At 66.6% G+C, this 11,884-nt stretch carries 14 protein-coding genes; 9 read left to right on the top strand and 5 right to left on the bottom strand.

Features of this window, described 5'->3' with window-relative positions:
* Positions 1-119 precede the first annotated feature (119 nt).
* Complete coding sequence (locus D103_RS14380) at positions 120-443, top strand: hypothetical protein (protein WP_018867940.1); 324 nt, start codon at positions 120-122, stop codon at positions 441-443.
* A 238-nt stretch (positions 444-681) separates the two neighbouring features.
* Here the strand turns inward: D103_RS14380 and D103_RS0107875 are convergent, their stop codons facing one another.
* Together D103_RS0107875 and corA are read right to left on the bottom strand one after the other, a co-directional pair.
* A complete protein-coding gene (locus D103_RS0107875; protein ID WP_018876424.1) occupies positions 682-1,050 on the bottom strand; it encodes a nucleotide pyrophosphohydrolase in 369 nt (122 codons plus the stop codon).
* Between the two features lie 322 nt (positions 1,051-1,372).
* Positions 1,373-2,455, bottom strand: a complete 1,083-nt coding sequence (gene corA, locus D103_RS0107870; protein ID WP_018876423.1) for a magnesium/cobalt transporter CorA — start codon at positions 2,453-2,455, stop codon at positions 1,373-1,375.
* Between the two features lie 182 nt (positions 2,456-2,637).
* On the opposite strand from corA, the gene D103_RS0107865 reads away from it, so the two are divergent.
* A complete protein-coding gene (locus D103_RS0107865; RefSeq protein WP_018867943.1) occupies positions 2,638-3,123 on the top strand; it encodes a universal stress protein in 486 nt (161 codons plus the stop codon).
* Positions 3,124-3,139: 16 nt separating this feature from the next.
* On the top strand, positions 3,140-3,394 hold the full coding sequence (locus D103_RS0107860) for a Smr/MutS family protein (RefSeq protein ID WP_018867944.1): 255 nt from the start codon (positions 3,140-3,142) through the stop codon (positions 3,392-3,394).
* A gap of 105 nt (positions 3,395-3,499) precedes the next feature.
* On the opposite strand, the gene D103_RS0107855 is transcribed toward D103_RS0107860, so the two are convergent.
* Both D103_RS0107855 and D103_RS0107850 read right to left on the bottom strand, forming a co-directional pair.
* Positions 3,500-4,462: a patatin-like phospholipase family protein gene (locus D103_RS0107855; protein ID WP_018876422.1), complete on the bottom strand. Its 963-nt coding sequence runs from the start codon at positions 4,460-4,462 to the stop codon at positions 3,500-3,502.
* A 250-nt stretch (positions 4,463-4,712) separates the two neighbouring features.
* Complete coding sequence (locus D103_RS0107850) at positions 4,713-5,150, bottom strand: hypothetical protein (protein ID WP_018867946.1); 438 nt, start codon at positions 5,148-5,150, stop codon at positions 4,713-4,715.
* A gap of 116 nt (positions 5,151-5,266) precedes the next feature.
* Here D103_RS0107850 and D103_RS0107845 point away from each other — a divergent pair, with 116 nt between their 5' ends.
* The 3 genes from D103_RS0107845 (at position 5,267) to D103_RS0107835 (ending at position 6,448) form a co-directional block, all read left to right on the top strand.
* Positions 5,267-5,743, top strand: coding sequence for a YbhB/YbcL family Raf kinase inhibitor-like protein (locus tag D103_RS0107845; protein ID WP_018867947.1), 477 nt, complete (start codon positions 5,267-5,269; stop codon positions 5,741-5,743).
* Between the two features lie 193 nt (positions 5,744-5,936).
* Positions 5,937-6,197 (top strand): type II toxin-antitoxin system Phd/YefM family antitoxin, encoded by a 261-nt coding sequence (locus tag D103_RS0107840; protein WP_018146344.1) that lies wholly within the window; start codon positions 5,937-5,939, stop codon positions 6,195-6,197.
* On the top strand, positions 6,194-6,448 hold the full coding sequence (locus tag D103_RS0107835; RefSeq protein ID WP_017940358.1) for a type II toxin-antitoxin system mRNA interferase toxin, RelE/StbE family: 255 nt from the start codon (positions 6,194-6,196) through the stop codon (positions 6,446-6,448). The genes D103_RS0107840 and D103_RS0107835 overlap by 4 nt, the downstream gene beginning before the upstream one ends.
* 201 nt (positions 6,449-6,649) lie before the next feature.
* On the opposite strand, the gene D103_RS0107830 is transcribed toward D103_RS0107835, so the two are convergent.
* On the bottom strand, positions 6,650-7,582 hold the full coding sequence (locus tag D103_RS0107830; protein ID WP_018876421.1) for a carbohydrate kinase family protein: 933 nt from the start codon (positions 7,580-7,582) through the stop codon (positions 6,650-6,652).
* A 590-nt stretch (positions 7,583-8,172) separates the two neighbouring features.
* Here D103_RS0107830 and D103_RS14245 point away from each other — a divergent pair.
* The 3 genes from D103_RS14245 to D103_RS0107815 are packed head-to-tail and all read left to right on the top strand — an operon-like array spanning position 8,173 to position 11,468.
* Positions 8,173-8,346, top strand: coding sequence for a hypothetical protein (locus D103_RS14245; protein WP_018876420.1), 174 nt, complete (start codon positions 8,173-8,175; stop codon positions 8,344-8,346).
* Entirely contained in the window at positions 8,343-9,092 is a 750-nt protein-coding gene (locus tag D103_RS0107820; protein ID WP_051074665.1) for an ABC transporter ATP-binding protein, read from the top strand. The genes D103_RS14245 and D103_RS0107820 overlap by 4 nt, the downstream gene beginning before the upstream one ends.
* A gap of 15 nt (positions 9,093-9,107) precedes the next feature.
* Complete coding sequence (locus tag D103_RS0107815; RefSeq protein WP_018876418.1) at positions 9,108-11,468, top strand: ABC transporter permease; 2,361 nt, start codon at positions 9,108-9,110, stop codon at positions 11,466-11,468.
* The last annotated feature ends 416 nt before the right edge of the window (positions 11,469-11,884 follow it).

The raw sequence follows: 11,884 nt of genomic DNA, 5'->3' as shown, positions 1-11,884 counted from the left end.
CTTCGTTGCCGGATGTCGTTCTGGCATTCCGCTTGCTGTTCCTTCAGTGCAGTCAATTGAACGCCAGCATGGCCTTGATCGATTGACTGCAATTCGATCCAATCCTGAAGGAGAAACGCATGATGTCGACTTTCCAGAAAACTGCGATCGCGATGGTCCTGGGTTCCATGTTTGCGCTGGGCGGCCTCGGTGCCGCGCAGGCCCAGACGGGTGGAGATGCCGGCGCGGGCGCCGATACCGGAGCCCCTGAAGCCGGTGCTGGCGCTGAAGGCGGTGCGGGTGCGCCCGAAGGTGGCGCGGGCGCCGGCGGCGGTGCGCCGCAAGGCGGAGCCGGCGCGGGTGGTGGCGGCAGCATGGGCGGAGGTGCCGAGGCGGGCGCCGGCCCCATGGATGATGACGACGACGAAGACGAAGATGACGACGAAGGGGCCCCTGACTGGTAAGCCCCACTCCCTCGCCAAGCCGGGCACCCCGCCCGGCTGGCTTCTTTCACGTTCGAACACCCGGCTTGAAACCCGTTCTGGTCGGAGTCCGCAAGCGATCGGGTCTGGCTCACCGCAGGGCCCGCACTCCGAAGGCCTGTGCCCACCCCGGCTTTGCTGAGGCCAAGAGAACCGTGGAGACTCCCGCCAGGGAGATACTTTCCGCGATCTGAAATGGATCGTTGGCCCGGCCTGTGGATTACAGGTCCGAGTATTTGCGGGCGTTGCCGCGGGCCTTGTGTACCGGGTATTTGCGGATGTTGATCTCCAGCTTGTCGCGGGCCGCTTGCAGAAGGTCGATATCGAGCTTGCGGGCCAGCAGCAGGAGGTAGATCTGGACGTCCGCGATCTCCTGGCGTACCGCCTCGTGGGTCTCGGGGGACAGGTGTCGCGACTGTTCCTGGGTCAGCCACTGGAAGTGTTCGATCAGTTCGCCGACCTCGCCCGCCAGCGCCATCGACAGATTCTTGGGCGAGTGGAACTGGGCCCAGTCACGTTCCGCGACGAAGGCCTCCACCTGGGCGGTCAGTTCGTCCAGTTCCGGTGTGCCGCTCGATGGGACGTCCATGGATCCTCCGTTCGGTCGGTGCCGCTGCGTTGCCGGCATCGTAACGGAGTCTGCGGCTGGACGTAATCGCGGCTCCGCGGTGCTAGCTGTGATCTCTCAACAGGTTGTCGCTTGGGGCGCGGCCATACTCGGAAGGGCAGGGGCAGGCTTCCGGCGGAACGAACAAAGATCCTGTGTTATTCCTTCCAATCTTCATGGCTTCCTGTGAATCGCTTTTGGCAGTTCGCGCGTCGGGGTTTCGGTCTGGAGATCGCCACGGCCGCTTTGCGACCTCGCGATGACGGGAAGGGGGGAGCGGCGCCGCGATGTTGGGGCGGGGACGTTATAGCCAGCCGCGGCGGCGGAAGAGGTAGAGCATGCCGAGGACGACGGCGAGCATAAAGCCGAGCAGTACGGGGTAGCCGTAGTAGGTGTAGAGCTCGGGCATGGACCAGGGGCTGTCCGGGTTGTCGAAGTTCATGCCGTAGATGCCGACCAGGAAGGTCAGCGGGATGAAGATGGTGGCGATGATGGTGAGTACGCGCATCACGTCGTTGGAGCGCTGGTTGATCGCGGACATATAGGCCTCGATCAGGGTGGCGGCCATCTCGCGGTAGGACTCCAGCAGATCCATGATCTGGATGGTGTGGTCGTGGGCGTCGCGCAGGTACGGGAAGAGCTCCGGGGTGAAAGGCTCCATGTCGTCGCGCATCAGACGGGCGATTACGTCGCGCGTGGGCCAGAGCTGGCGGCGCAGCACGAGGAGTTCGCGGCGCAGGATATGGATCTCGTTGAGGGTTTGGCGGTCGGGTTGTTCGAGGACGGTTTCCTCCAGCGTTTCCAGGCGTTCGCTGATGTGCTCCAGTACCGGGAAGGCCTGGTCGATGACGGTGTCCATCAGGGCATAGGCGAGGTAGGCGGCCCCCAGGCGATTGAAGTTGCGGTTGGCGCCGCGCATGCGTTCGCGGACCGGGCCGAAGGGGTCATGCTCGCCGCTGTGAATAGTGATGACCAGGCGGGTATTCACCACGAACACATTGACCTGGTCGAGTTCGATGTTGCCGTTGTGATGGCGCGGCTGGCGCAGGATGGCGACCAACTGCTCCTCGAAGAAGTCCACCTTGGGGCGCTGGCCCTGGTGGCGTACATCTTCCAGCGCCAGCGGGTGCAGGTCGAAGGCCTCGCCCAGATCGTGCAGCTGACGCGGACTGGGCGCGCCCTGCAGGTGCAGCCAGACCAGGCCACCCTCGTGCGGTTGTGCGCCCTCGCGCAGGGTGCGCTGCGGGTCGAGTTCGACGAGCTGTTCGTGGTGGTAGTGCCAGGCGGAGACGACCGCGTCGCCCGTGTGCGGGTGTTCGGTGGCGTGGACCCCATGGCCGGGGGCGGCGCCGGGCTTGAGGTAGGTCTTTTCGAACAGGCGGGTCATCGCGAATTCCGAACGGATTGTTGTCCCCAGTATAGGGGGCTGGAATGGGGTGCGCGCGGGGGGCGAGTCTGGCAGTCTGGTCGGCGACTGAACGGCCCGGAGCGGGCCGGGTCCCACGGGGGAGAAGCGCAAGTGTGTACCTTAATCAGTGTTTCCCTGGCGGCGTTTCCAAGGAGTGCGGTATGGAATTGAAGACCATGTTGGTGCCAGTGGATGGTTCTGCCAATGCGTGGCGCGCGGTGGAGGTGGCCGCGGACCTGGCGGCCAAGTATCACGCCCGAGTGGTGCTGGTCAGCGTGCTGCTGCAGGGCGAGGTGCCGCCGCATATCCGAAAACTCTCCGATCTTCCGGACCCGGATGATCCGCCCCTGGCGATGGGCGGCGCGGCGGTCGGCTCCGCGGTGCCGCCAAAGGTGCTGCGGGATATCGCCAGGAAGCTGGTGGAGCAGGCGCACGAATACTTCACCGAACTGGGCGTGACCGACATCGAGCACCATATCGAGGATGGCTCTCCGGCCAAGGTGATCCTGCAGCAGGCCGAGTACCACGACGTGGACATGGTGGTGATGGGTTCGCGCGGGCTGGGCGGCCTGCAGGGGCTGCTGTCCGGCAGCGTGTCGCACAAGGTGCAGCAGCTTGCCCGCTGCATCGTGGTGACGGTGAACTGAGCCCGGCTTTGTTGCGATGTCGCGGTTATCGGTCGATCTGCACGAGTGCTTTCGCAATGGCCGCCGGATCGACGCCGAGCTCAACGGTGCGATCGAGCAGGCCTGCGATAAGCGCATCAAGACGGTAGAGATTATCCACGGCAAGGGCAGCGGGCAGTTGAAGAAGCGCGTGCTGCGTTTCCTGCAGCAGCCGGAGATCAAGGCCCGCTACCACCGTGTGGAGAAGGACTCGAAGAACCACGGCCGGCTGTTCGTGCATTTCAAGCACTGAGCAGGCCGTTCCCTCTTTTCCGCTGTAGGAGGCCAGCCCTCTGGCCGATGGGTTGTGCCGGCGCTGGATCGGCCAGAGGGCTGGCCTCCCACAGGGGGTATGGGCTTACGGCCTTTGGTCGCCCAGCTTGCGCTCGGCGAGTGCATAGCCGAGGTCGATCATCTCGGCGGCGCGGTGGAAGTCGAACACGCCGCAGGCGTTGACCGGGACCTCGATCAGGTGCTCCGGGTTGTAGGCGGCGATACGAAAGCGCGCGATGGTGCCCTGCATGGCCTCGATGGAGTGGGAGACGATGTCGATCAGCCCCAGTGCGCGGGCCTCCTGTTCGCGGCTCAGACTGGGGTCGGTCTCGCCCAGGCCCAGCTTGTCCTGCCAGTCCTGCAGCCAGGTGCCGACCCGGTCGGGCAGGGCCTCGGCCAGGCGGTGATTCAGCAGGCCCCGGCTATCTGGTGCGCCCACGTGCGAGTCGGAAGTCCCGGTGCGTTCGGGGCGGATCAGTTCTTCGCCGACGCGGCCATTCAGGCTGACCGCCAGGGTGATGTCGGTGTCGTCGTTCAGGGTCGGCGCGATCGGGACCGGGTTCAGCAGGCCACCATCCACCAGCAGCCGCCCCTTGTGGCGCACCGGGGTGAACACGGTGGGGATGGCAATGGACGCCCGGATGGCGTCGAACAGGGAACCGGTATTCAGCCAGACCTCGCGTTCGCGCTCGATGTCGGTGGCCACGGCGGTAAACGAGATCGGCAGCTGTTCGATGTCGGTGTCGCCGAGCATGGCGCGCAGCTTCTCGATCAGGCGGTCGCCGCGAATCAGGCCAGCGCCGCGAAAGGAGAAATCCAGCAGCCGCCAGACATCCTGGCGGCGCAAGGTCTTCACCCAGTCCTCGTAGGCGTCCAGCTGGCCGGCCGCGTAGATGCCGCCGACGACCGCGCCCATGGAAGCGCCCGCGATGGAGCGGATCTGGTAGTCCGAGTGTTCCTCCAGCCAGCGGATCACGCCGATCTGCGCCAGGCCGCGGGCGCCGCCGCTGCCAAGGACCAGGGAGATGGACTGGGGCTTTCGCGTCATGGTGGCCGCCGTGCCTGTCTGGGGTGTTGGGGGGAACGCGCCGATCGCTTCGCGGAGCTGCTGTTACCGGTTTTCCTTGAGGATATGTTGGGGGTGTGACGGGATTTTTCCAGCGTAGAGGCTTGGTTCCAACGAATGGGTCTCACGGCAGGGGTTTGCTTGCAGGCGGACGCCCCTGCCGGCGTCCGACTCTGGCCGGGGCTTCGCCTGCAAGCAGGCTCCTACAGGGGGTGGTGTGCGGCGATGGGGGCTATTCGGGGGAGCGGTTCGGGTCCAGGAGGTGATCGTGCAGGGCCTGGGCGGCTTCGCCGGCAGGTTCTTCCACCCGCAGCTGCCAGACGTGGGCCGGGTGATCCGGTGACCATTCGCTGAAGACTACCAGCCCGGTGTACGGGCCGCGCCCGCGGATGGTGCCCAGCGTCAGGCGGCCTTCGGTATCGCCGAACAGGTGCACCTCGAACTCGGGGGCGGGCGGCGGCAGCCTCCAGTGTCCATCGCGGCCGGTCTCGCGGAAAGCTTCGTCGGAGGGTTCGGCATCGTCGCCGAAGTGGCGGCGCAGCAGCGGTACCGACAGCCGGTGCGGGAGGCCCAGTACGGTCTCGATGCCGCTGCGGCCGTGGTCCACCGCCTGGGCGGCGGACTCCAGCGGGTCGCGTGGGGCCAGCCATTTCTGCAGAAGTTTGCGCATGCCGGGATGATCCGCATGCCGGCGCCGGTCTGCAAGCGGAGATGGTCGCGTGACGGCTTGGAGGGGTGCGGCTGTAGGCGTTACCGTGCGGGCAGGTTACTCAAAAGGAGCCAGTCATGGGTTTTGCACTGTCCGAGATGCAGCTGTCGAGTTCCGCGTTCGGCCCCGGCCAGCCGATCCCCAAACGCCATAGCGGGGAGGGCGAGGACACCTCGCCGGCGCTGCAGTGGCACGGCGTGCCGCAGGGTACCCAGTCGCTGGCGGTGATCTGCCACGACCCGGATGCGCCGCTGATCCAGCCGGGCACTTATGGCTTTGTGCACTGGGTGCTGTACAACCTGCCGCCGGATCTGGATGGCCTGTCCGAGGCAACCGATCTGGGCGCGACGGGCCAGACGGATTTTGATCGCACCGGCTATGGCGGGCCGATGCCGCCCGAGGGCCACGGCAAGCATCACTACTTCTTCTGGCTGCTGGCGTTGGATGCCGACCTGCAGCTACCGCCGGGGTTGACCCTGTGGCAGTTCCTGGAACACGCCGAGCCCCACGTGATCGGCATGAATCGCCTGGTGGGTACCTATCAGCGGGGCTGAGGCCTTGTAGGAATGTCTTGTGGGAGCCGGCTCGCCGGCGAAGCCCCTGCCAGAGTCGGACGCGGGCAGGGGCATTCGCGTGCAAGCACGCTCCCACAGGGGCCCTATCCTGCTTGTGACGGTTCGGTCTTGACCGGGTGGGGCGGCGGGCGCACGATATGTACCACTTTATGTACGTTTCGGGTAACTGGCGATGACGACGCTGACCGCTACCGAGGCCCGCAAGGGTCTGTTTGACCTGATCAAGGGCGTGAACGAGCAGCACGCGATCTACCACATCCGGCATCGCAACGGCGATGCGGTGCTGATGTCGGAAGACGAGTACGCCAGCCTGATCGAGACCCTGGAACTGCTCTCGGAACCCGGCTTTCGGCAGGAATTCGAGCAGGGCCGCCGCGAGGCGGATGAGGGCGATACGCTGGGATTCGAGGAGGTGTTCGGGGAGAAGCAGTGACCTGGACTATTCGGTTCACCCGTCAAGCCGAGAAGGACTTGCGGCGTCTGACGCCGAAGCTGCGTGACAAGGTGAAGCAGATCCTGCGCAACCGGGTGGCGGTCGACCCGTACTGTGGCAAGGCGCTGGTTGGTGATCTGCGCGGATACTACTCCCTGAGGATCAGCTACAAGGACCGTCTGCTGTACACGATTCGGGACGAGCAGTTATTGGTGATCGTGATCCGGGCGCGTACGCATTACGGCGAATAGCCTTGTAGGAATTTCTTGTGGGAGCCGGCTCGGCGGCGAAGCCCTGCCAGAGTCGGGCGCAGGCAGGGGCTTCGCGTGCAAGCACGCTCCCACGGGGGCAGGGGGCGGAGCGGATGCCATCCACAAAAAAGGCCCGGCCGAGGAAACTCGGGCCGGGCCTTTTGCGTTCCCGGGCGGGTGCCCGGGGCGGCGTGAGGTCGCTTAGTAGCGGTAGCCGAAGGCCTTTTCGAACTTGTCGGCGAACTCGTCGGCGGTGAAGTGGTGGTTCTGGGTGCCGGAGTGGGCGATCTTGATCGAGCCGATCAGCGAGGCGATGCGGCCGGTGGTCTCCCAATCAAAGCCCTTTTCCAGGCCGAACAGGATGCCGGCGCGGTAGGAGTCGCCACAGCCGGTCGGGTCCTTGATTGCGGCCGGCTCGACCGACGGGATGGTGATCTTCTTGCCGCCGGTGTAGATGTCGGAGCCGTCGCCGCCACGGGTGACGATCATCGCGTCCACCATCTCCGCCAGCTGCTCCATGCTCATGCCGGTGCGATCGGCGGTCAGCTGCGCCTCGTAGTCATTGAACGCGGCATAGGTGGCGTTCTCCATGAAGCGCTTCAGGTCGTCGCCGTCGAACATCGGCAGACCCTGGCCCGGGTCAAACATGAACGGGATGCCGGCGTCGGCGAACTGCTGGGCGTGCTCGATCATGCCGTCACGGCCGTCCGGGGAGACGATACCGACCTTGATGCCGTCGGCGTCGGTGACCTTCTGCTGGTGCGAGAAGCCCATCGCGCCCGGGTGGAAGGCGGTGATCTGGTTGTCGTCCTGGTCGGTGGTGATGAAGGCCTGACCGGTGTAGGTGTCCCGCAGCTCCTTCACGAACTTGCGCGAGATACCGTGCTTGTCCATCCAGTCGGCGTAGGGGGCGAAGTCGCCACCCACGGTGGCCATCACGGTCGGGTCCGCGCCCAGCAGCTTCATGTTATAGGCGATGTTGCCGGCGCAGCCGCCGAACTCGCGACGCATGTCCGGGACCAGGAAGGACACGTTCAGCATGTGCACCTTGTCCGGGAGGATGTGGTTCTTGAAGCGGTCGGGGAACACCATGATGGTGTCGTAGGCCATGGACCCACAGATCAGAGCGGACATGTTGACTCCTTGCGTTGTTGAAACGGGTTGGCGTGGCGTCCGAAAAAGACGGCACAGCGGCCTGGCGGCGCGCGATTTCGGGGTTCGCTGCGCGCCCGCAACAGGCCGGACGGTGCGCATAGGGTAAATATTTGGGCGCAAAACAACAAATCGGGGGGGATGGAAGCAGGGGTCGCGCTGGCTTTGTGCTCGATTTCAGCGATTGCCACGTCGCCTTCGGTTCCTCGCAATGACGTTGCTTTTGCCCCCGTCATTGCGAGGAGCGCAGCGACGAAGCAATCTCCAAAAGCTGGCAGGGCGTCCACGATTCGCCTTCGGGGGCAGCGTCAGGAGATTCCTCGCTTTGTTCTCCCTGCGGGCCGACCTGCGGCCGTTCAACGCGCTGCGCGCTTTTGTGCCACGGCCCCTGAAGGGGGCCTCGCAATGACGGGACGGTAAACAACGTCATCGCGAGGAGCCGAAGGCGACGTGGCGATCTCCGGACGTAACCCCGACGTTGGCCCGGCCGGGGCGGCGGCACAGCTTCTGGCGACGTGATGCGGGGGCTTTGTGGCAGCATGGAGCTATTCCCGCGACTGAGGGCAAGGCCGATGAATCCGCGCGTATTGATCCCGATCCTGATCATCCTGCTGTTGCTGCTGAGTCTGTGGTCCATGAGCCTGGACGGGGACGGCGGCATCCTGCCCGGTGCGCCGGATACCGGGGCGGCACCGTCCGGCGAGCGGCCGGTCCTGCTGGCGGGCCCGCTCACTCCGATGGCATGAGCCCAGCCGTGGCTCGAGCCCCGGACGCCGGTGCGGCCACGCGGGAGGTGATCTTTCGCGCGGCGGGGGTGACCAAGGTCTACCGCATGGGCGAGGTGACCATTCACGCCCTGCGCGGGGTGGACCTGGAGCTGTATACCGGCGAGCTGGTGGTGATGCTGGGGGCCTCGGGCTCCGGCAAGTCGACGCTGCTGAACATCATGGGCGGGCTGGATACCGCGACCGAGGGCGAGGTGCGCTACCGCGACCAGGATCTGGCGCAGGCCTCCGAGCGCACGCTGACGGCCTTTCGCCGTGACCATGTCGGCTTCGTGTTCCAGTTCTACAACCTGATCGCCAGCCTGACCGCGCGCGAGAACGTGGCGATCGTCACCGAGATCTCGCGCGACCCCATGCCGCCGGAGGAGGCGTTGGCGCTGGTCGGGCTGGAGGACCGCATGGACCACTTCCCCTCGCAGCTCTCCGGCGGCGAGCAGCAGCGGGTGGCCATTGCCCGCGCGATCGCCAAGCAGCCGGCCGTGCTGCTGTGCGACGAGCCGACCGGTGCGCTGGACTCGAAGACCGGCATCCGCGTGCTGGAGGCCTTGCAGCACATCAACGAGCGCCTGGACACGACGGTGGCGATCATCACCCACAACGCGGTGATCGGCGAGATGGCGGACCGGGTGATCCACCTGAGCGATGGGCGCGTGAGCGAGATCCACGAAAATGCCACGCGCCAGTCCCCGGCCGAGCTCCACTGGTAGCGACCGCGGCCGACCATGCGCGCCCTGAACCGCAAGATCCTGCGTGATCTCGGCCACCTGAAGGGGCAGGCGGCGGCGATTGCGCTGGTGATCGCCAGTGGGGTGATGACGCTGGTGATCGCGGTCACCAGCCTCGACGCCCTGACCATCACCCAGGAGCGCTTCTACTCCGAATACCAGTTCGCCGACGTGTTCGCGGAGATCACGCGCGCGCCCGAGAGCGCGGTGGAACGCTTCCGCGACGCGCCGGGCATCAACCAGATCGAGACCCGCGTGCAGGCGCCGGTGCGTCTGGAGGTGGCCGGCTTCGACGACCCGATCCGGGGCACCATGCTCTCCCTGCCGGACGGGGGCGAGCCGCTCCTGAACCGGCTCTACCTGCGCGAGGGCCGGCTGCCCGAGCCGGGCCGCGAGGGCGAGGTGGTGGTCAGCGAGGCCTTCGCCGAGGCGCACGGTCTGGGCGCCGGGGATGCCCTGCGCGCGATCATCGACGGGCGCCTGACCGACCTGCAGATCAGCGGCATCGCGTTGTCGCCGGAGTTTGTCTATCAGATCAGCCCCACCGACCTGCTGCCCGACTACGAACGCTACGGCATCCTGTGGATGAACCGCCGCGCGCTGGCTGCCGCCTACGGCATGGAGGGGGCATTCAACGCGGTGGCCGTAAGCCTGGGGGCAGGCGCGGACCCGGCCCCCGTGATCGAGGCGATGGACCGGGAACTGGCGCGCTACGGCGGCATGGGGGCCTATGGCCGCGACGACCAGTTCTCGCATCGCTTTCTGTCCGAGGAGCTGACCCAGCTGCGGGCGCAGGCGGCGATCCTGCCGACCATCTTTCTGGCTGTCGCGGCCTTTCTGCTGAACGTCGTCGTCGGCCGCATCATCCGCTCCCAGCGCGAGCCGATCGCCGTGCTCAAGGCCTTCGGCTACGGCAATGGCGCGATCGCCGGGCACTATGCCCTGCTGACCGGCGGCATCGTGCTGGTGGGCTGTGCGCTGGGGCTCGCGTTCGGGGCCTGGGCCGCACAGGGTCTGGCCGGCATCTACGCGGAGTATTTCCGCTTCCCCGAGATGAGCTTTCGCCTGCAGGGCTGGGTGATGGTGCTGGCGGTCGGCGTGGCCATGGGCGCGGCGATGCTTGGCACCTTCCGCGCGGTCTGGCAGGCGGTGCGCATGCAACCGGCCGAGGCCATGCGTCCGCCGGCCCCGGAACGTTTTCATCGCGGCTGGCTGGAGCGCTCGGCGGCCTGGGGCGCGTTCGACCAGCCGACCCGGATCATCCTGCGCAACCTCGCGCGCCACCGGCTCAAGTCCGTGCTGTCGGTGATCGGCATCGGCCTCTCCGGCGGTCTGCTGCTGATGGGCGCCTATCAGCTGAACGCGGTGACCCAGATGCTGGACACCCAGTACGGGCAGGTCCTGCAGATGGATATCGACCTGCAGTTCACCGACCCGGTGCCGGCGCGCGCGGCCGGCGAGCTGCGCCACGAGCCGGGCGTGCTGGCGGTGGAGACCTTCCGCGCGGTGCCGGTACGGCTGGTGGGCGTGAACCGCGAGGAGCGCGTGCGCCTGCTGGGGCTGGACGCCGAGCCGCGCCTGCGGCAACTGCCGATGGGAGGCGGGCGCGGCCGACTGCCCGACGAGGGCATCCTGCTGACGGACTATCTGGCCGAACAGCTCGGGCTGCGCGTGGGCGACCCGGTGGAGGTAGAGATCCTGGAAGGCCGTCGCCGCACGGTCACGGTGCCGCTGGCCGGTGTGGTAGAGGAACCCATCGGTGTCGGCGCCTATATGCACCGCCCGGCGCTGAACCGCCTGATCGGCGAGGGGCCGGCCGTCTCCGGCGCCTGGCTGCTGACCGACCGCGCACAGGAGGATGCGCTGTTCCGCAGCCTGTCCGACCGCCCGCGGGTCGCCAGCGTTGGTCTGATCGCGGAGGCCGAGCGCAACATCCGCCAATACATCGGCGAGACCATCATCGTGTTCGCGATGGTGTTCGTCGCGCTGGCCGTGTCCATCGCCTTTGCCGTGACCTACAACAACGCACGCATCACCTATGCCGAGCGCGCCCGCGACCTGGCCACGCTGGAGGTGCTGGGCTACTCGCGCGGCCAGGTCAGCTGGATCCTGCTCGGCGAGATCGCGGTGCTGACCCTGGCCGCGATCCCGGTCGCCTGGCTGACCGGCACGGGCTTCGCCTGGCTGCTGAACCAGGCCTTTGCGATGGACCTGTTCCGCGTGCCGCTGGTGATTACGCCGCAGGCCTACGGTTTCGCCGCCCTCGGCATCCTGGTCGCGGCCAGTCTGACCGCCTTCCTTGCGTGGCGGCGCCTGCAGCAGCTTGACCGCGTGCAGGCCCTGAAGGCGGCGGAGTAGCGGTCGCTATTGCCCGCCTCTTTGTGGCTGGCCCTGGTTCGGCATCCGGTGTTTACGGTGGTTCCGGTCCGCTGCCTGCCGAGCGCTGACTCGCCAGCGCGCCGCGAGTTACTTCTTTGCTCGTGCAAAGAAGTAACCAAGAAACACGCCCGACTGCCGCGACCCCGGCCCGCTGTGCGGGCCGGGGTTTCCCTCGCTCCGAGGGTTTTCGCGGGCGGCGCTGAACTCGCTACGCCTTCGGCTCCGCTCAGACATCCAGCGCCTCTGATCCCGCGAAAACCCTCTCCACTCGGCGCGACGACAACGGGGGGGTCAAGGTCAAGACAACGGTGGTCCCGACGGTCTTGCCAGTAGGTGAAGGCTGGGTCTTCGGACATCTTGGGCACGCACGGCCTTTGGCCGTTGCGTGCCGCGCC

The sequence above is a fragment of the Thioalkalivibrio sp. ALE31 genome (genome assembly GCF_000377405.1).
In the GTDB taxonomy this organism is placed as follows: Bacteria; Pseudomonadota; Gammaproteobacteria; order Ectothiorhodospirales; family Ectothiorhodospiraceae; genus Thioalkalivibrio.
The sequence above is the reverse complement of the archived record's forward strand: the minus strand, read 5'-3'. Positions and strand labels throughout refer to the sequence as shown.